This window comes from Cystobacter fuscus (genome assembly GCF_002305875.1).
GTDB classification, from domain to species: Bacteria; Myxococcota; Myxococcia; order Myxococcales; family Myxococcaceae; genus Cystobacter; species Cystobacter fuscus_A.
The window spans coordinates 4,624,820-4,644,281 of record NZ_CP022098.1 but is presented as its reverse complement, the minus strand read 5'-3'; the positions used below and the strand labels follow the sequence as shown (position 1 = coordinate 4,644,281).

At 70.9% G+C, this 19,462-nt stretch carries 15 protein-coding genes; 4 read left to right on the top strand and 11 right to left on the bottom strand.

What is annotated here, in order from left to right; all coding sequences use genetic code 11:
- Positions 1–11 precede the first annotated feature (11 nt).
- The 3 genes from CYFUS_RS19150 to CYFUS_RS19140 form a co-directional block, all read right to left on the bottom strand.
- On the bottom strand, positions 12–1,859 hold the full coding sequence (locus tag CYFUS_RS19150; protein WP_157758523.1) for a sensor histidine kinase: 1,848 nt from the start codon (positions 1,857–1,859) through the stop codon (positions 12–14).
- A gap of 157 nt (positions 1,860–2,016) precedes the next feature.
- On the bottom strand, positions 2,017–2,994 hold the full coding sequence (locus CYFUS_RS19145) for a hypothetical protein (protein WP_095986528.1): 978 nt from the start codon (positions 2,992–2,994) through the stop codon (positions 2,017–2,019).
- Positions 2,995–3,025: 31 nt separating this feature from the next.
- Entirely contained in the window at positions 3,026–3,715 is a 690-nt protein-coding gene (locus CYFUS_RS19140; RefSeq protein ID WP_232537652.1) for a hypothetical protein, read from the bottom strand.
- Between the two features lie 216 nt (positions 3,716–3,931).
- Here CYFUS_RS19140 and CYFUS_RS19135 point away from each other — a divergent pair, with 216 nt between their 5' ends.
- Positions 3,932–7,009 carry a cyclic nucleotide-binding domain-containing protein gene (locus tag CYFUS_RS19135; protein WP_095986526.1) on the top strand — a complete coding sequence of 1,026 codons (3,078 nt, stop codon included), beginning with the start codon at positions 3,932–3,934 and terminating at the stop codon, positions 7,007–7,009.
- Here CYFUS_RS19135 and CYFUS_RS19130 read toward each other — a convergent pair.
- Positions 6,906–7,814 (bottom strand): hypothetical protein, encoded by a 909-nt coding sequence (locus CYFUS_RS19130; protein WP_095986525.1) that lies wholly within the window; start codon positions 7,812–7,814, stop codon positions 6,906–6,908. The genes CYFUS_RS19135 and CYFUS_RS19130 overlap by 104 nt on opposite strands.
- 308 nt (positions 7,815–8,122) lie before the next feature.
- On the opposite strand from CYFUS_RS19130, the gene CYFUS_RS19125 reads away from it, so the two are divergent.
- Together CYFUS_RS19125 and CYFUS_RS19120 are read left to right on the top strand one after the other, a co-directional pair.
- The gene (locus tag CYFUS_RS19125; RefSeq protein ID WP_095992109.1) at positions 8,123–9,721 is read left to right on the top strand and encodes a bifunctional metallophosphatase/5'-nucleotidase; all 1,599 of its coding nucleotides are present in this window, start codon (positions 8,123–8,125) and stop codon (positions 9,719–9,721) included.
- Between the two features lie 87 nt (positions 9,722–9,808).
- Positions 9,809–10,243, top strand: coding sequence for a putative toxin-antitoxin system toxin component, PIN family (locus CYFUS_RS19120; protein WP_095986524.1), 435 nt, complete (start codon positions 9,809–9,811; stop codon positions 10,241–10,243).
- Positions 10,244–10,252: 9 nt separating this feature from the next.
- On the opposite strand, the gene CYFUS_RS19115 is transcribed toward CYFUS_RS19120, so the two are convergent.
- The 6 genes from CYFUS_RS19115 to CYFUS_RS19090 form a co-directional block, all read right to left on the bottom strand.
- Positions 10,253–10,879 carry a DUF47 domain-containing protein gene (locus CYFUS_RS19115; RefSeq protein WP_095986523.1) on the bottom strand — a complete coding sequence of 209 codons (627 nt, stop codon included), beginning with the start codon at positions 10,877–10,879 and terminating at the stop codon, positions 10,253–10,255.
- Positions 10,880–11,058: 179 nt separating this feature from the next.
- Positions 11,059–11,607, bottom strand: a complete 549-nt coding sequence (gene nadD, locus CYFUS_RS19110; protein ID WP_420042708.1) for a nicotinate (nicotinamide) nucleotide adenylyltransferase — start codon at positions 11,605–11,607, stop codon at positions 11,059–11,061.
- 8 nt (positions 11,608–11,615) lie between these two features.
- The gene (locus CYFUS_RS19105) at positions 11,616–12,299 is read right to left on the bottom strand and encodes a hypothetical protein (RefSeq protein ID WP_095986521.1); all 684 of its coding nucleotides are present in this window, start codon (positions 12,297–12,299) and stop codon (positions 11,616–11,618) included.
- Positions 12,296–13,489: an exo-beta-N-acetylmuramidase NamZ domain-containing protein gene (locus tag CYFUS_RS19100; RefSeq protein WP_095986520.1), complete on the bottom strand. Its 1,194-nt coding sequence runs from the start codon at positions 13,487–13,489 to the stop codon at positions 12,296–12,298. The genes CYFUS_RS19105 and CYFUS_RS19100 overlap by 4 nt, the downstream gene beginning before the upstream one ends.
- A 14-nt stretch (positions 13,490–13,503) precedes the next feature.
- Entirely contained in the window at positions 13,504–14,745 is a 1,242-nt protein-coding gene (locus CYFUS_RS19095) for an adenylate/guanylate cyclase domain-containing protein (protein WP_095986519.1), read from the bottom strand.
- A 60-nt stretch (positions 14,746–14,805) separates the two neighbouring features.
- Positions 14,806–15,504, bottom strand: coding sequence for a tetratricopeptide repeat protein (locus tag CYFUS_RS19090; protein WP_095992108.1), 699 nt, complete (start codon positions 15,502–15,504; stop codon positions 14,806–14,808).
- A 77-nt stretch (positions 15,505–15,581) separates the two neighbouring features.
- Between CYFUS_RS19090 and CYFUS_RS19085 the strand changes: the two genes are divergently transcribed.
- Entirely contained in the window at positions 15,582–17,984 is a 2,403-nt protein-coding gene (locus CYFUS_RS19085) for an endonuclease MutS2 (protein WP_095986518.1), read from the top strand.
- A 63-nt stretch (positions 17,985–18,047) separates the two neighbouring features.
- On the opposite strand, the gene dbpA is transcribed toward CYFUS_RS19085, so the two are convergent.
- Positions 18,048–19,433: an ATP-dependent RNA helicase DbpA gene (gene dbpA, locus CYFUS_RS19080; RefSeq protein ID WP_095986517.1), complete on the bottom strand. Its 1,386-nt coding sequence runs from the start codon at positions 19,431–19,433 to the stop codon at positions 18,048–18,050.
- Positions 19,434–19,462 lie beyond the last annotated feature (29 nt).

Genomic DNA, 19,462 nt, shown 5'->3' with positions numbered 1-19,462 from the left:
CGTCCGCCGGCCTACACCAGGTGGGCCTCGGCGCCCACCGCGGGAAGGATGACGGTGATGGTGGTGCCTCGCCCCTCGGCGCTCTCCACCCGGATGCGGCCGTGGTGCGCCTCGACGATGCCGTGCGCCACCGACAAACCTAGCCCGATCCGCCCGGGCTCGTCCTTCGTCGTGAAGAAGGGATCGAAGATGCGCTCGCGCAGGGACTCGGGAATGCCCTTGCCGGTGTCCTTCACCGACAGGCACACCGCGTCGCCCTCCACGGTGCCGAGCCCCACCGACAACGTGCCACCGGCCGGCATGGCGGTGACGGCGTTGCGCAACAGGTGGGACACCACGCTCTGCAACTGCTCCGCGTGTCCCAGCACCTGGGGGATGGGCTCGTTCAACGCGCACGTGAGGGTGATGCCCCGCGAGCGCAGCTCCGAGTCCACCTCATGGAGCGCGGCGCGCACGGGCTGCACCGGATTCAACGGCCGCCCCACCCCGCTGCGCTCCTGCTCCGTGATCTGCCGCATCTGCCGGATGATGGTGCACATGCGGCGCGACTGCTCGAGCGACATCTCCAGGCTCTGACGCAGGGGCGTGCCCTCGGGCACCTCCTCGCACGCCAGGGACAGCAGCCCGAGGACGCCGGTGAGCGGGTTGTTGAGCTCGTGGGCCAGCCCCGCGCTGAACGAGCCGAGCGCCGCCATCCGCCGGGTGCGGGCGATCTGATCCTGCGCCTCGCGCAACTGCCGGGTGCGCTCGTCCACGCGCTGCTGCAACTCCTCGCTCCAGCGCCGCAGCTCGGCGTCGCGCCGCTGCAGCTCGCCGGCCATGTGGTTGAAGGAGCGGGCGAGCTGTCCGAGCTCATCGCGGCCCTGCTCGACGACGCGCTGCTCGTAGCGGCCGGAGGCGAGCGCGGCCACGCCCTCGGACAGCCGGGCGACGGGCTGGCTCACGCCCCGGGCGAGCACGAAGCCGAGTCCGGCCGTGGCCCCCAGCGCCACCAGGGCCCCCAGCACCGTGGAGCGCCGCACCTGCTCGGCGGGCGCGAGGGCGGCGTGGGCCTCGCGTTCCACCACCACGCCCCAGCCCAGCTCCGGCACGGGCGCGAAGGCGGCGAGGTACTCCACCCCCTCCACGCCAGATACGGTGCGCACCATGGACGTGCCCCGGGACAGGCCCTCGCGCACGAGCTGGAGCTCCGCCTCGCTCAGCTCGTGGTGGCCGGGTGTGGCGATCACCGGCTGGCCGTCGGCGTCCACGACGAAGGCGCATCCGCCCCCCTCGGAGATCTCCTCCACGCGCTGGCCCAGCTCGGCGAGCGACAGCTCCGCGAGCAGCACGCGCGAGGCGTCCGTGCCCACGCGCACCGCGAGCGCCACGCGGCCGCCGGGAGACTCGGGGGACTGGTACGGCGGGCCGATGGCCGCGCCCGTGGCGAGCGCGGCCCGCACGGGCGCCTGGCTCGAGAAGAGCGCGAGGCTCGCCTCGGTGACGCGCTGCGGGCGCTCGTCCTCGTCCGGCGAGTACACGGCCGGGGCGAGCGCATGGCCGCGCTCATCCACCAGCACGAGCAGGTTGAAGGCCGACAGCTGGCGCATGGGGATGTCCAGCACCTGGGAGAGCTGCTCGGGTGAAAGCCCCTCGAGGGGGAGGTACCTGGAGGCCAGGCGCAGGTTGTCCACGCCGGACAGGACGAGGTGGTGGCACGAGCGCGCGAAGTCCATGGCGGCCTGCGTCTGGAGCCCGCCCACCACGCGGTGCAGCTCGCGCCGGTTGGCGTGGAAGGACAGCGCGCCGAACAGCAGCACGGGCACCACGCCCACCAGGCAGAGCACGAGCATCAATCGTGAAGCGAAACGCACGGGCACGCGGGCACCCCGGTCCTGCGAGACAGGGGGGGGATTGCACCACAGGGCCGCCCCGGGAAGGGAGACTCCAGGGCAGGATCGACGTCACACCGTGAACGTGCGCGCGCTCCCGACGTTGTGCGGTGGACAACGCCAGGGGAGGAGGGCTCGACGGGCGTCAGTAGACGACGAGCGGATGGGGCGCGTGGTAGCTGACGATGGTGAGCACGGGCAGCTTGGGCGCGTCCTCTTCCTCGTCATCGCCGCTCGAGGTGGTGCGCAACCCATCGAAGCGGGCGAGCACGACGAAGTCCTTGCCGGGAGCGAAGAAGGGATCCGCGCTCGTCAGGCGACCGAGCGCCTCGCGCCCCGTCTCGTCGGAGAGGTTGTCGTAGCGCGGCAGGCTGGAAGCCGTCTGCTCGCTCTCCCGGGTGACGAGCTGACCGCCCAGGTTGGCGCGACCGAACGTGCCCACGTCTCCACCGAGCGCGCCCGAGCGCACCTTCACCGACTCGCGGCGGGTGGTGTAGCCCACGGGCTGCTCGCGAACCACCGAGCCCACCGCCTGCTCGACGAGCCACACCGTGGGCCTGTCCTCGTCGCTGCGCACGTCGGCCACCTGGGCGCGCAGCAGCAGGTAGCGGCCCTTGTAGATGTCCGGCTGGGCGATGGCGTCCGACAACCCGAAGATGGGCACCTTGTGCTCGTGCAGGAGCGACAGCTCCCCCGGCACGCTGCCGCCGCGCAGGGCCACCACGCGGGCGATGATCCGCGCCGCGTCCGGCCGCACCCGCAGATCCTCTTCCCACGCGTCCGACAGGAGCGCGCCCAGGAGGGTGAAGTGGGTGCGCTCCACGCAGGACTTGAGCGCCGTCCAGGCCGAATCGCGGGACGAGGCCTGGAGCGCCCGTGCCGCCGCCTCGCACTGGGAGGGCGTCGCGTAGCGTGCCCCGAAGGACTTCTCCTCCGGACGCACGGGCTCGGGAACGGACGAGGAGCGCTCCGGGAGGGGGCCCGGCTCCGGGGGGATGAACGAGCGGGAGTTCTCGCGCGACACCGCGTGCGAGTGCCCGCCACAGCCCACGAGGGCCGCCGCGCACACCAGGGCCGCGCCCGAGCGCGCCAGGCCCTTCGTCATCTTCTGGAAGGCAGACATGATTGCTTGCTCCGTTGAACCGGTTGCCAACCTACAGCGAGCCCCCGGTCCGGGAGGGCCGCCGGGCCTGTTCCGTGGGCCGGAGTTCCCCGGACGAGGCCGGGCCCGCCGGCATCGTCAGCTCACACGCCGAGCCGCACTGGTTGGACAGGCACGCGAGCGCGGTGGCGCCCAGCTTCTGCTGGGACACGTTCTCATGGCAGTGATCGCCCGCCCCGGGGCAGCCCCGCTTCTGGGCGCACTGGCAGCAGGCGCTGGCCACGGTGGCCATGGTGGAGATGTCCTGCAGCACCAGCGACAACTGGCGGTAGCAGGCACGCGCCTGTGGGGCGAAGCGGCCCTTGGCGTCGATGACGGGCACCTTGCCCTCCAGGCCACAGAAGTCCTGCGCGGCCTCGGAGTAGCGACGCTCGCACTGCGCCACCAGCTCCTTGTCCGGCGCGAGCCCCGAGGACGGCCGGGCCGCCTGGGTGCACAGCGCATGGCCGATGTCCGTGAGCGTGCGCACGTTGCCCGACGCCTGCTCCTTCACGTTGGAGGAGGAGGACACCTCGGACTCGAAGATGCATTCGCGACCCGCTCGCAGCGTGTCCACGGTGCAGGCCCAGGCGGTGGGCAGGGCATTGGCTTGGGGGGGAGCCCCCAGGGCTTCGGGCGGCAGGGCGCCGCCGGAGGCCTCGGGAGTCGAACAAACGAGGGCGAGCAGGACTGCGGCGATCATGTATCCCCCAGCGTAGAACCACTGCGCCCCATACTCAATCGAGCAGGGGTCCTCCAGCAACCAGCTACCCACCTCGTGCTCGCTGGTCATCAATGGCGAGGCGCCAGCGAGCCGTCCCGGGAGGCCACGACGCTCGGCCGCTCCCCTTCCGATCGCCTCGCCCCCGGGTGCTGGCTTCTGGAAATTCCGGTATTGGACGGTTAGGATACCCGACCCGTGGCATCTCCAGAGCCGCAGTCCTGGGGCCAGCGTCTGTGGCCCGCGGCGACCTTCCAGTTCGCCCTCATCGCCGGTGTGACGCAGCTGAAGACGGCTGTGAACGCCCTCGTGTTGTCGCGCTTCGAGTCGCACGTGCTGCCCTACCTGTACCTGGCGGGCGCGCTGCTGGTGGCGACGATCGCGCTCCTGCCGCGTCCCAAGCCCGGGGAGCCGGCCGCGTCGCTGCGGCTGCTCATGGGCCTGGGGGCGCTGGTGGTGGGGGCGCTCGCGGTGGGGGTGTCGCTCGGCCACCGGCTGCCGGCGCTGGTGCTCTACCTGTTCGTGGACGTGTTCACGACCTTCATCTCCCTGCGCTTCTGGGGGCAGATGGCGGCGGCCTTCGACGCGCGCGAGGCGCGGCGGGCCTTCACCGCGCTCAACGGGGTGGGCATGGCGGGAGGCATGCTCGGAGGACTCCTGGTGCAGGGGCTCGCCGAGCGGCTGGGCACCGTGGCCATCGTCGTGGGCGGGGCGCTGTCGCTGCTCGTCGCGGGCCTGGCCTTCCACTTCCAGCCGGAAGAGGCGCCCGCCCCGGTGCGCTCGCGCCACCTCGCCCCGCCCGTGGCGGCGTGGGAGTACCTGGCCACCAGCAGCTACGCCCGGGTGCTGGCGGCCCTGGGGGTGAGCTTCGCGGTGCTCTCCGCCTTCGTCGACTACCTCTTCCGCCTGCGCGTGGAGCACACGCTGAGCGAGGACGGGCTGGCGGCGCTCTTCGGCTCGCTGCAGCTGTGGATTGGCCTGGTGTGCGTCGTCTTCCAGCTCGTCCTGGCCGAGCGGCTGCTCAAGCGGCTGGGGCTGATGGCCTACCTGGCGCTGCTGCCGGGCATCATGGCGCCCCTGGCGGTGGCCTCGCTGGTGACGCAGCAGCTCTGGCCGGTGCACCTGTTGCGGCTGCTGGAGAACGCCGTCAACTACTCGCTGCTGCCGGTGGGCGTGCAGCTGCTCTACGCGGCGGTGCCCGACAGCGAGCGCGAGTCCCTGCGCGCCGCGGTGGAGGGGCTGTTGCGCAAGGGCGGCACGGTGCTCGCGGGCGTGCTGCTCATCGGCGCGGGCCGCTCGGCCGACGGCGTCTCCATGGCGCTCGCCGTGGTGGCCCTGTGCGGCCTGCTCGGCGTGCTGCTCATGCGCCTGCGGCCCGCGTACGTGGAGGCGCTGGGCGAGCAGGTGGGGGCCTCCTCCGAGGAGGACGAGGCGCTGGGCCGCGAGGATCGCCGGCTGCTGGTGGAGGCGCTCGCCTCGAGCGCGCCGGAGCGGGTGCTCAACTCGGTGGAGCTGCTCGCGCAGGAGGGGCTGCCCCTGCGGCCGCACCTGCCCGCGCTGCTGCTCCACTCGCACGAGCGGGTGCAGGAGCGCGCCGTGGAGCTCGCCCTGGAGCTGGGGGCCACGGAGACGGCGCCCCTGCTGGAGCAACTGGTGACGCAGGGCACGCGCCGGCCCCGCGACAGCGCGGTGTGGGCGCTCTCCAAGCTCGCGCCGGAGCGGGCCGAGGTGCTGCTGCCTCCGCTTCTGCAGAGCCCGGACGTGGGGCTGCGCTGCGCGGCGATCGGCGCGCTCTTGAGCACCCGGTGGAACGCGGCGGCGCGCGTGTCCCTGGGGGCGCTGGCGGCACGGGGCTCGCAGGCCCCGGTGGCGGACCGCCGCGAGGTGGCGGGGCTCTTCGGCCGGCTCCGGGACACCACCTACCTGCCCATGCTCACGCCCTTCCTGGGCGATCCGGACAGCTCCGTGCGGCGCGTGGCGGTGCGCTCCGTGGGCCAGGGTGGCTACGTGAAGCTGGCGCCCCGGCTGCTCACCTTCCTCACCTGGCGCGAGGAGCGGCGCGAGGCGCGCGAGGCGCTCGCCGAGCTGGGTGACGCGGTGACGCCCCTCTTGGAGACGACGCTCAACGATCTCTCGGCGCCGCTGCCCATGCGGCTACAGGTGCCGCGCGTGCTGCGCCTCATCGGCACGCCGGCGGCGCTGCACGCCCTGCTCTTCTCCAACGTGCGCGATGACGCCCGCCTGCACTTCCGCATCGGCGCGGAGCTGTCGCGTCTGCGCGACGAGCACCCCGAGCACCCGGTGGATCTGGATCGCGTGCGCGAGGCGCTCATCCGCCGGCGCGACGTGTACCGGGCGCTCGTGGGGCCCTACCGCGACGTGCGCGCGGAGCTGGGAGACCAGGCGCTGCTCACGCGGGTGATGTGCGACCGGTTGGATCAGGCGCTGGAGCTGTCCTTCTTCCTGCTCGGCCTGTTGCACCCGCCCCAGGTGATGCGGCGCGTGCACCAGCACGTGGCGGGACAGGACGCGAGGCGCCGGGCCTACGCGCTGGAGCTGCTCGAGGCGCTCACGGACGACGACGACCGGTCGCTCGTGCGCGAGCAGGTGGAGACGCACCACCGGGATCTGCCGCCGGGAGAGACGGGACAGTTGGAGGCACACCTCGCGTGGTTGTGCCGGAGCGAGGACGTGGTGCTGCGCGCGTGCGCGCGCCAGGTGGCGGGCCGGATTGGCTTGGATCTGCCAGCGGCCCAGGAGTCGGACATGAGTCAGGCAACGGTGCAGAAGCTCTTCCTGCTGGAAGGGGTGCACGTCTTCTCGCAGAACGACGTGGACGACGTGGCGGCGGTGGCGGCCATCGCCCGCGAGACGCGCTTCCGCGCGGGCGAGCGCGTCTACAGCGAGGGAGATCCGGGCGACGCGCTCTACGTCATCATCGAGGGCTCCGTGGACGCCGTCAGCAACGGCGAGCACGTGATGCGCATTCGCGCCAAGGAGACCTTTGGCGACATGAGCCTGCTGGACGGCGCGCCCCGCCCCACCGACGCCGTCGCGATGGAGGACACGCGGGCGCTCGTCATCGACCGGCGCGACTTCCTCGATCTGCTGGCGGACCGGCCGGAGCTGCTCACGGGCTTCTTCCGCGCGGTGAGCCAGCAACTGCGCGCCGTCATCCAGGCGGCCGAGCCCCGGCAGCCGGGCGAGGTGGTGACGCTGGAGCAGCATCCGGCGCAAGAGCCCCCACCGCCGCCAGAGCGGAAGCAGGCGGGTTAGCGCTCCGCGCGGGATGATCCTCCGCCGCGAGCAGGTGCGCGGCGGCCACGGGAATGGTGGGGCGCAGGAAGCACCTCACCAGCGGCAGCGCCGACACGGCCCGCGCCAGCGCGAGCCCCATCAACCCCCAGGGCCGCTGCTCCACGCACGCCGCGGGGGAGAACACCGGGTGGGTGACGCGCGCCCAGCGCCTGCCATAGGCACCCAGCGGCGCGATGCGCGAGCCGAGCCAGTCCCAGGCGCGCAGGAACCAGGGCGCGCGCGCGTTCTCCTGGGTCCAGGCCCGCTCGCTCTTGCCGGCGGTGAAGACCACGAACCACCACGCGCCCCACAGCGAGGCCAGGAGCGGCATCAAGCCCGTCTCCCCGAGCGCATTGCCGTACATGATGCGGCCGAGCCGATCGGCCACCCAGAGCACCGGCACGCCCCAGGCGAACAGCCACAGCGCCCGCCAGCGCTGCTTCAGCTTCTTCTTCAGCCAGGGAATGTTGAGCCAGACCCGGGGCGTGAGCGGCTCATCCTCCGGCTCCAACCCCGTGCGCACACTCGCCTCGCGCGAGAGCACCGTGTGGTGATCCCTCGACAGGGCGATGACGATCCACTGGAAGAGCTGCAACGAGGACAGGATCGCCGCCGAGTACACGAGCCACAGCTCGACCCCCGTGCGCTTGCCCAGCTCGTGCGCGACGTCGTTCTTCCACCTCGAGAACATCACCACCAGCGCGACGATGACGACCGCCTGGGCGATGCCCACCGTCAGGTAGTGCCGCCGCGTCGTTGGATCCGCGAGCAGAACCCGGACCAACTGGAAAGGCAGACAAAACCCCTGAACGAATTGGCCCCAACGACTCGCGGGCGGGGAGGCCACCCGCCAGGGCAGATGATCCGCGTGACGTCTTACGTTGTCCCACACGCTCCACAGCATCTGTTCGTGGGAGGAGTCCTGCTCCGGTCCGCCCCGCGCCGGTGAAGCAGGAGCCTTTTGGTGATGAACGCTCACAGGGCCGACGATAGCACGTGGAGTCCGGAGGCCAGGGAGGCCCCCTTTCTGAGGCTCCGATGCGGGAGGTGTGCTATTCGCGCGATCGCAGCGTCAACCCCTTCGGAGACCGCATGCCTCCAGAGTTCGATTCCAAGCCGGTGTTTCGCGCGATGAAGCCGTGGCGCCGCGCTTCCGGTGTCCTGGCCCTCTCGCTCGTGGGCGCGCTCACCGGCTGCGACGACAAGAAGCCCAACCCGGAGCCGGCCCCGGCTCCCTCGGCTCCGGCGCCCGCCCCCGCGCCCCAGCCGACGACGGTGACGGTGCTCGTCACCGGCAGTGTCAATGGACAGCTCGCCCCCGCGCCCACCGAGGAGGGCACGACGCCGCCGGGCGCGGCGCAGCTGCTCGGCTGGTGGGAGGCCAAGGAGAAGCACTGTCCCGGCCCGCTCAAGGACGGGCAGGCCCCCTGTGAGAACGCCTCCACGCTGGCGCTGACCATCGGCGATGCGTGGAATGGCCCCGCCCTCTCCTCCTTCCTCTATGGCGAGTCCACCGCCACGGTGATGGGCCGCATGGGCTATGCCGCGTCCGCGCTGGGCAACCACGAGCTGGACTTCGGGCGGGAGCAGTTCCAGAAGAACCAGCAGCTCGGTGGCTTCCCCTTCCTCGCGGCCAACCTGAAGGTGAAGGACGCGGCGCTGGCCAAGGGCTGGGAGCTGCCGGGCTTCAAGGTGTTCGAGCGCCAGGGCCTGAAGGTGGGCGTGGTGGGCCTCACCTCGCCCAAGACGGTGTCCACGGCCATGGCCGGCCGCGCCGAGGGCCTGGAGATCATCCCCGACGAGCAGGCGCTGACGCAGGCGGTGGCCGAGGCGCAGAAGGCCGGAGCGGACACCGTGGTGGTGCTCGCGGACGAGTGCCCGAGCGACCTGAAGACCGTGGTGGGCGCGCACAAGGAGTGGAAGGTGTCGCTGGTGGCGGGCGGGCGGTGCCCGCAGCCCACGGAGACGAGCAAGGACGGCGACACCACGTACGTGTCGCTCGGCAAGGGCTTCGGCAAGTACCTGCGTGCTTCCTACACCTTCGATCCCTCCAAGCCCGAGGGCGAGCAGGTGACGGCGGTGGAGGCCACGCTCGTGGACGTGACGGGCGGCGAGGGCGCGCCGGCGGCCAACGCGGACATCACCCAGCAGCTCGCCGACTTCCAGCAGCGCCTGGACAAGGTGCTCGGCGAGGAGATCGGCTTCGTGAAGAAGGCGCTGCCCGCGGACTCCAAGCAGCTCGGGGCCTGGGTGGCGGGCGCCATCCAGAAGCAGCTCGACACGGACGGCGTGGTGCTCAACCGCAAGGGCTTCCGCGCGGGGCTGCCCGCGGGCAAGGTGACCAAGGGCAGCGTGTACTCGGTGCTGCCCTTCGAGAACTCGCTGCTGGTGGTGGAGCTCAAGGGCGAGGATCTGGCGCGCCAGCTCGCCAACCCGGAGGCGGTGTTCTCCGGCTTCACCCCGGCCGGCAAGGGCAAGTTCAAGGACGCCAAGGGCAAGCCGGTGGATCCGAAGAAGGAGTACAAGATCGCCACCGTCGAGTACCTCTACTTCGGCGGGGACGGCTTCGAGTTCGAGAAGCTGGATCCGGAGCCGGGTGAGACGGGTATGTCCTGGCAGACGCCCGTCATCGACTGGACCAAGGCCCAGGCCAGCACCGAGGCCAAGCCGCTGGACAAGGTCATCAAGTAGGCCGCCCGTCCGCGGCTCGACTCCGGGGCCCGGTGGCTCCTCCCCAGGGAGGAGTGCCGGGCCCCCCGCTTTTGGGAGCGTCCCCGAATGAGCCCGTTGCCCCTGGTGCTCGACACCAACGTGGTGCTGGATCTGCTGGTGTTCGACGACCCCGCCCTGGGGCCCCTCGCGCGCGCGCTGGCCTCGGGCGCGGCCACCGCGTGGGCGGATGAGCACACGCTCCGGGAGCTGAAGTACGTGCTCGCCTACCCCACCTTCCACCTGGACGAGGCCGCCCAGCGCTCGGTGCTCGAGCGCTACCGGAGCCTCGTGCGGGAAGTCCCGGTGGAGCCGGGCGCGCCCCTGCCGCCCCTGCCCCGCTGCCGCGACCGGGATGATCAGAAGTTCCTCGAGCTCGCCGCCCGCTCGGGAGCCCGGTGGCTCGTGAGCAAGGACAAGCGGGTGTTGTCCATGGCCGATCGCGTGGGACTGCCCTTCGGCATCCTCTCCTGCCGGCAACTGGTGGCGCGGCTGCCCGGGTGAGCCCGTGCTTCAGGCGTACGTCAGGACGATCCCCTCGATGACATCCGCGGCATCCCGGCACTTGAAGAGCGCGCTCGTGAGGGCGTCGTAGATCTCCTTCCACTTGAGCACGGAGAGGTGATCCATCCCGCTCTTGAAGAGCTGGCCCTTGCCGGCGCGCAGCACTTCCTTCGCCTCGCGTGCCAGCAGCTTGAGTTCCTTGCAGCCCGCGAGGATGGGCTCGGGGTTGCGCAGCGAGCGCAGCGCCCGCACCACCTCGCGCAGCTTCTCGGTGAGCGCCACGAGCAGGCGCGACAGGTGGGTGGCTTCCGGCAGGCTCGCGGGGATTTCGTAGAACTGCAACCGGAGCGCCGCCGCGAGGGTGAAGTCGAGCACCTCGTCGATCCGCGACAGCAGCGCGTGGATGTGCGTGCGCTCGAACGGGGCGATGAAGGCCGAGTGCAACCGCTCGAGCGCGAGGTGGTTCACCGAGTTGCCCTGGTGCTCCACCCGCTGGAGGGCCTCGACCCGGGAGGACACGTCGCGATAGTCGCTCAACAACTCATGGAACAGGCGCGCTCCGGCCAGGGTCGTGGCGCACTGGGCATCGAAGTCGTCGTGGAACCCATCCGCCGTCGGCATCAATCTCTCGAGCATGCAACCTCCGGTTCGCCTCTCCCGATGAATGGCTCAGGGGAACGCGGGGCCCATAAAGCCCTGGGCCCGTTTCGCGTTCGTTACATGTTCGTGACGAAAGATTGTGCACCCCGTTCCGGTCCGGGAAGACCCGGAGTGCGTTTTCACCTGCGGCCACCAGGGATGGGGGGCCCGCGGGCTCAGGGGGCGTACAGGTGGTGTTCGCGCGCGTAGGCGAGCACCGGGGCCGGCACGAGGTCCGCGGGAGGCTCACCCCGGACCAGGCGCTCGCGGATCTCCGTGGAGGAGACCTCGGCGAGCGGCGGCCCCACGGTGCCCTCGGCCGGGTAGCCCGCGCGGTAGAGCACCACCACGCGCGCGAGCCGCTGGATGCGCTCGAAGTCCTTCCAGTACGGCAGATCCTTGAGGATGTCCGAGCCGATGACGAGCGAGAAGTGGTGCTCGGGGTGGCGCGCCCGGAGGAAGTCCAGCGTGTCCACCGTGCGCCCGTCCTTGCCCACCTCGCTCTCCACCCGGGACGTCTTCAGCCAGCCCGAGGTGTCCTCTCCGAGCAGCTCACACATCCGCACCCGGTGCTCGAACGGGACGGACGCCTTGCCGAAGGGATGGCGGAAGGTGGGCATGAACCACACCTCGTCCACGCCCTGGGTGGCGCGGACGTAGTGGGCGGCCATCAGGTGGCCCACGTGGGGCGGATTGAAGGAGCCTCCGAGCAGGGCGATGCGCATGGGTCGCTTCACTTGACGGACATCTTCGTGCGCCGCTCGAGGGGCAGCACCCGGGGCTCCAGCACGGCCCTTCCATCCAATCGCCAGGCGGAGAAGCGCAGGTCGCGGTCCACGCGCTCCAGGAGGGCGCACGTCTGTTCCGCGGCGCCCGCGAGCCGCCCGGGCGACAGGAAGAAGCGCGGGCCGATCTGCACGAGCTTCGGCTCGGACTCGCGGCCGTGGAGGAAGAGGCTGGCGTTGATGAGATCGTCACGCTCCAGGTCGTTCTTGTCGTAGACGAGGCAGCACAGCGTGTCGCCCACCATGTCCAGCACCTTCCGGGGGATGGACGGGTCGCGGTACTGGAGGCAGTCGCGCTCGGGGGTGCGCAGGAAGTTCTCGCGCACGCGCAAGGGATCCGCCGCCTCCTTCTCGAGTTCCTCGCGACTCACCGACAGCGAGCGCGGACGGGGCTTCTTGTCGGAGACGGACAGCCAGCGCTCCACGTCCTCGAGGAAGTCCGTGCCCGAGTACTCCCGCCCGCCCCGGCTGCGCTCGCGCCGATCGAGGATCCACTCGTCCAGGTCGGTGTAGCGGCCGCCGAGAAAGACGAAGCGCTGGGCGCCCTTGGCGCGCAACAGCTCATAGGCCGCATCGAAGGCGGCCAGATCCCCATGGCTGTCGGAGACAATCCCGATGACGTCGTGGCTCACGAACCGCGAGCGTACAGCAGGTGGCGCTCCCTGCGCCGGGCGAACTCCTGGGCCTGGGCGTCGAAGCCTTCCAGCAAACGATTCAGGGGCCAACCCGCCTCGATGCCCCGACGCACCTGGTCCGTCCCACACAGCAGGTCGAAGGCGGGCACGTCGTCCACGAACTCGTAGGCGTCCTCGCGCCAGGCGAATCCCTTGCCCTGCCCCAGCTCATGGAGCGCCTGCCAGATGGCGATGCCCGTGCGCAGGGGGAGGAAGGCGGTGCGGTCCGTGACGTGGATGAAGGCACCGTTGCACGACACGCCCCGGTACTTGTCGAAGGTGGGGGTGAATCCCACCACCCGGAAACGCACTCCGGGTAGCTGCTCGCGCTCGAGCCGGGCGATGAGCGCGTCCGAGTCCACCCACGGGGCGCCGAACTGCTCGAAGGGGCGGCAGGTGCCCCGGCCCTCGGAGACGTTGGTGCCCTCGCCCTGGCACATGCCAGGGTAGACGAGCGCCGTGTCGGCCGTGGGCATGTTGGGCGAGGGCGGCATGAAGGGCAGCCCGGTGTCGCTCCAGAAGTCCTCGCGGCGCCAGCCCTGCATGGGCACCACGGTCAGCTCGCAGCCAAAGCCCTGCTCGTCGTTGAAGAGACGCGCCAGCTCGCCCGCCGTCATGCCGTGGCGGTTGGGGATGGGGTAGAGCCCCACGAAGGAGCGGTAGCGCTCGCCCACGAGGTTGCCCTCGATGGTGACGCCGTTGAGGGGGTTGGGCCGATCCAACACGTAGAAGGGGATCTTCGCCGCGCCCGCCGCCTTCATGGCCAGCGCCATGGTGTAGACGTAGGTGTAGTAGCGGCTGCCCACGTCCTGGATGTCGAAGACGAGCGCGTCCAGGCCCTCGAGCCACTCGGGGCGTGGGGAGAGCGACTCGAAGGTGGAGCCGTAGAGGCTGTGCACGGGGACACCCGTGCGCCGGTCCTTGTCCGCGTCCACGGCGACCATGTACTGGGCCTCGCCGCGCACGCCGTGCTCGGGGCCGAAGAGGGCCGCCAGGTGCACGCCCGGCGTGCGCGCCAGCAGGTCCGCCAGGTGCTGGAAGTTCGAGTCCACGCTGGTCGGGTTGACGATGGCCCCCACGCGCTTGCCCTTGAGCGGCGCGAAGCCCTGCTCCACCCACACATCCAGTCCCGTCTTCACCCGTCTCATCTCGTGCTCCCTCTTCAGCGGCCGAGCTGCGCCAGCGCCCGTTCCGCGGCCTCGCGCGAATTGCACCCGGCATCGAACAGGCTCGACTTCTTCTCTCCGGCCCCGCCCTTCTTCGCGAGCGTCTCCAGCCCCTCGCGGGCGGACGTCAACCGGAGCTCTCCCAACGTATCAGCGACCTTGACGCGCAGCTGACAGTCCGGGTTCTCGAGCATCTCGATGAGCTGCTCGCCAGCCCGCTCCTCGCCGGCCTTCACCGCGGAGCGGTACTGCACCACCGCGATCGCGGGCCGCTGCAGCGCCTCCTCGAGCCGTCCGAGCAGCCACGACCGTTCGCCCGCGGGGAGCTCCTTGTCCTCGGTGATGAGCCCACGGGCCTTTTTCCCCCACTCGGCCCGCTCGGCGGCCGGCAACTCCTTGTTGCCGGCGGCCTTGATGGCGGCCTCGACGGGCGAGTCGTGCAGGAGGAAGAAGCCGCCCACGACGAGCAACACCAGGGCCATCGCGCCGCCCACCTTCAGCGCCCGAGGCGACGGGGGCCAGCGCTGCTGTCGGTGGGTCTTCACGGCGAGGAAGGCCGTGCGGGTGCGCTGGACGATTCGCTCGCCCACCTGGGCCGCGGTGGCGGCGAGGTCCGGGACCGACAGCATCGACTCGGGGACACGCGAGAGGGCCAGGTTGCCGAATGGGGGGCGCTCCGGCGAGGGCTCGGGCGGCGCATCCTGCGCGGGGGCGCCCATGCGGTACGGCCCTCGGGGGACGCGAAAGACGCGAATCTTGCTGGGGATGCCCTTGAGCTCGAAGAGGCCCACCTCGCGCGAGGGCACCTCGGCCTTGTTCATCGCGAGGTAGACGGCCTCGGTGAAGAAGACCTCGCCCGCCTCGGTGATGGACTCCACGCGGGCGGCGATGTTGACGGGCTCGCCGAAGACGTCCTGCTCCTCCAGCCGCACCTCGCCCACGTTGATGGCCACGCGCACGTCGAGCCGCTCGGCCTCCGAGGCCGTCTGGTTGTACTGCCAGAGCCGGTCCTGGATGGCCATGCCGCTCAGGACGGCCTGGGTGGGGGACACGAAGGTGACCATGAACGCATCCCCAATGGACTTGAGGATGCGCCCGCCAAACGCCTTGAACAGGGGCACGAGCAGCTCGCTGTGTACCCGGAGCAGACGCTCGTTCTCCTCGAGCGTCTGCCGGCTGGTTCGCTCGGAGAAGCCCTGGATGTCGGTGAACACGATGGCGAGGTTGGCGGTCTTCAAGGCGGGCGCAGTGTATGCAGTGACACGATCCACGCAATCGCGGAAGCGCGCCCTGTCCTCCTAGCGACGCGACGGGCGCAGCGGACGCATTTTCTTGGGAGGTGAGGCGGGCCCCAGTTTCTCCCGGAGCTGGGCCGCCTGGCGAGGGCGGCCCGTGCGCTCGTAGAACCGGGCGAACTGTTCGACGACGAGCACGTTGCCTGGCTGTTCAGCGTGCAACTGACGCCACTCCTTCTCGGCGTCCTCCAGCCGGCCCTGCTGCTCGATGACGTGGATGAGCTGGAGACGGACCTGGATCCACTCCGGGCGGGCGCGGGCGAGCAGCCGGTAGTGCATCTCCGCCTTGAGCCAGTCGCCGAGGGAGGCCCAGACGCCGCCGAGCCGGAAGCGGGCGTCGTCGTACGAGGAGCGCAGGAAGACGGAGCGCTCGTAGGCACTCGCCGCCCGGGACAACTGGCCGCGCTCCTCCCACAGCAGCCCGCGCAGGAAGTGCAGCCGGGGGTTGTTGGGCGCCGCAGCGGAGGCCACCTCCAGGTCCTTCTCCACCAGCTCCAGGTCCCCTCCCAGCTTGAGCCTCATGCGAGCGGCCTCCAGGCGGGGAAGGGCCTCGGTGGGCCAGAACTGGATGATCTCCTGGACGGCCGCGAGCGCCCCCTCGGTGTCGCCGGCGGCCTCCTGGGTGAGGGCGGGTGTCAGGTCCCCTGAGACGGGGACGTCCGTGGCGGCCGCGAGGGCGCCCGCTACCAGGAGCCAGAGCATGGCTGGCTGATAGCAGAGCGGCACGCGCAGTCCAACCGCACTTCCTCTTGACGGCCGCCCGGCCGCGCATGAAACCCATGACCGTGCAGATCGCTCAGAGAACATTAGAGGACCTTGGCTACGCGGAAGTGCTTCGTGCGCTGGCCCACCGCTGTCGGACCGAACCTGGGAGGGAGCGCGCGCTCGCCCGGCCGTTCCTCGGGACGGAGGAAGAGGTCGCCGAGGCCCTGGCCCTCGTTGCCGAGACGCGGCGGTTGGCCCATGAGCAGTTCTCCCTGCCGCTCGGCGGGGTGACGGACCTGCGGGGGGCGCTGGAGCTGGCGTCGAAGAACGGCCTGCTCGAGCCCCGGCAGCTCATCGCCGCGGCGCAACTGCTGTTCGCCTTCGTGCGCACGCGCGAGGCGCTGGAGGAGCGGCAACACGTGGTGCCCCGGCTGGCGGCCATCTCGCGGCGGCTGCCGCTGCTCGAGCCGCTCGCGGTGCGCATCGACCGGAGTTTCGAGGCGGACGGGGAGATTTCCGACCGGGCGAGTCCGGAGCTGCGCGAGGCGCGCGACCGGGTGCGGGGCCTGCACCGGCGCATCAAGGGGCAGCTCGAGGAGATGCTCCACGACGAGGGCTTCCTGCCCAAGCTGCGCGAGAACTACTACACCATCCGCAATGGCCGGTACGTGGTGCCCGTCGTCTCCAACTACCGGGGCGAGGTGCCGGGCATCGTCCACAACGCGAGCCAGACGGGACAGACGCTGTTCGTCGAACCCGAGGGACTGGTGGGCCTGGGCAACGACCTGGCCATCGCCCAGTCGCTGGTGGCGGAGGAGGAGCGGCGCATCCTCCAGGAGCTGACGAACCAGCTCGGGCGCGAGGCGGCCAAGGCGCTCGAGGGGCTCGAGGCGGTGGCGGAGCTGGACGAGGCGGAGGCAGCAGCGGTGCTGGCCGGAGACCTGCGCGCCTACACGCCGGAGTTCCAGGGAGTGGAGGACCTGTCGCTGGTGCGGCTGCGGCATCCACGGCTGGTGCTGCGTGACACCGAGGTGGTGCCCAACGACGTGGAGATGAAGGGCCAGGCGCGGGCGCTGGTGGTGTCCGGCCCCAACGCGGGCGGCAAGACGGTGACGCTGACGGCGGTGGGCCTGTGCGCGTTGATGCTGCGCGCGGGTCTGCCCATCCCCGCGGGCGAGGGCTCGCGGATGCCGCTGTACCACACGGTGCACTCCACGGTGGGCGACGCGCAGGATCTGTCGCAGGGCCTGTCCACGTTCAGCGCGCACGTGGCGCGCCTGCGGGACATCACCCTCGCGGTGGCGAAGAACTCGCTGGTGCTCATCGACGAGATCGCCGCGGACACGGATCCACGCGAGGGAGCGGCCATCGCCATCGCCGTGCTGGAGGAGCTGCTCGGCAAGGGGGCGGTGGTGCTGGTGACGACGCACCTGGAGGAACTCAAGGCGCTCGCGCACCTGGATCCGCGCTTCCTCAACGCGCGCGTGGGCTTCGATTCCAAGCGCATGGCGCCCACGTACAAGCTGCAACTGGGCGCGGCGGGTGCGTCCTCGGCGATCGAGGTGGCCGCGCGCATGGGACTGCCGGCGCACATCTGCGAGCGGGCGCGCGACTTGTCGATGAACGCGGGTGGCGCGCTGGCCAAGGCGCTGACGGCGGCGGAGGAGGAGCGGCGCCGGCTACAGGACGAGCTGGAGCGGGCCAAGGTGGCGGCGGAGGAGAGCGAGCGGCTGCGCAAGGAGCTCGAGGAGCAGAAGGTGCAGTTCGAGCGCGAGCGCAAGGCACGGCTGATGCGCTTCAACGAGGAAGTGGCGGCGGCGAGCGAGCAGGCGGCGGCGGAGGTGCAGGAGCTGCTCAAGGTGCTCCGGGCACAGTCCAACGAGAAGGCGGCGAGCGAGGCGCGCGCGCAGTTGTTGCAGCGCATGGAGGAGGCCAACCAGCGGGCGAAGGCGGCGCGGGCGGAGCTGTTCCAGGTGGAGGCGCCGGGGCCGGCGGACTTGCGCGTGGGCGCGTGGGCACGGCACTCGGGGCTGAACAAGGACGTGGAGATCCTGGAGCTGCACGGAGATCAGGCGCTGGTGGCGGCGGGCATCATGAAGATGCGCGTACCGGTGTCGGAGCTGTCGGGGACGCGCGCGGGCAAACCCAAGGAGTCGAAGTTCCCCGAGCGCAACAAGCAGGCGCAGCAGTTGCAGCGCGCCAAGGCGGCGGCGCCCGAGGCGGTGCCGTCGACGAACTACCGCTGCGACGTGCGTGGCATGCGGGCCGAGGACGCGCTGGGCGAGCTGGAGTCCTTCCTGGACCGGGGCATGCGCAGTGGAGAGGAAGCGGCGATCATCATCCACGGGCATGGCACGGGGGCGCTGCGGCAGGCCATCCGGGACTACCTGGCGGCCTCGCCGTACATCCGCATGTTCCGCCCCGGAGAGAACCACGAGGGCGGTGACGGCGTGACGGTGGTGGCATTGAGGGCGTGAAGTGCCCTCCCCTTCCCTGTCACCGCTCGGACTCGTTCCCGGCGGTGACAGGGAGGCACGGAGTCAGCGCAACCGCTCAATGTGGTGCTTGCGCCCCTTGATGCGGCCCTGGCTCAGGCTCTGGAGTGCCACGCGCGCGACGCTCCTGGCCACGGCGACGTACGACAGCCGATCCTGGATCTCGATCTTCCCGATGTCCGTGGCCTTGAGCCCACCGGCCTCACCGGTCAGGGCTCCGAGGATGTCACCTGGCCGCATCTTGTCCTTGCGCCCGGCGGAGATGCACAGCGTCTCCCAGGCGGAGCCCAGGGAGCCCTTGCCCGCCGGGTCCTCGGGGGGCAGTGAGTCCACGCGCGCATGCTCCAGCTTGGACTTGGTGGCGTGCTCGATCTCCTCGACCTTGCGGTCATCCTTCGGGGTGACGAGCGCAATGGCGAGGCCCTGGCGTCCCGCGCGTCCCGTGCGGCCGATGCGGTGGACATAGGGCTCGGGCTGTGAGGGCAGATCGAAGTTGAAGACGGCGTCGAGCGCCTCGACGTCGATGCCCCGGCCCGCCACGTCCGTGGCGACGAGCACCCGGGTGCTGTGGTTGCGGAACTTCGCCATGACGCGGTCTCGCTCGAACTGCTCCAGGTCACCCTGGAGACCATCCGCGCTCACCCCGGCCTCGTTCAGCGCGCGGGTCACCTCGACCACCGTCGCCTTGAGGTTGCAGAACACGATGGCGGACGTGGGCTGATAGTGCCGGAGCAGCCGCAACAACACGGCGGTCTTCTCCTCGGGCGCGCAGAGGTAGGCGAGCTGCTGGATGTCGGGAGCCGTGTCGGTCGACTCGACGGTGACGCGCGCGGGCTCCTTCTGGAAGGCGCGGCTCATCGCCTCGATGGAGTCAGGGAACGTGGCCGAGAAGAGCACGGTCTGACGCGTCTTCGGGGTGGCGCCGAGGATGCGCTCCATGTCCTCGCGAAAGCCCATGTCGAGCATCCGGTCGGCCTCGTCGAGCACCACGGTGGCGAGGTGGCGGGTGTCGAGCACCTCGCGTTGGAGGAGATCCAACACGCGGCCGGGTGTGCCCACCGCGAGATGGGCACCCTTCTCGAGCGCGTCGATCTGGGGCCGGATGGGCTGGCCCCCCGCGAGCACGAGCACCTGGAGGCCGGGCAACCTCCGGCCGAGGCGGCGGATCTCTCCGGCCACCTGGGCACAGAGCTCCCGCGTCGGGCAGAGCACGAGCGCCTGGAGTCGCCGGGGTGGGAGCTGGATTTTCTGCAGGAGCGGCAGCGCGAAGGCGGCGGTCTTCCCGCTGCCCGTCTTCGCCTGACCAACGAGATCGCGGCCCTGGAGGAGCACCGGAATGCTCTGGGCCTGAATGGGCGTGGCGGTCTGGAACTTCAGCTCCGCGAGAACCTGCAACAACGGTGGGGACAGGGCGAGTGCGGAAAAGTCCATCGAGGGTCTCGAGCGGCAGAGGTGAGGAG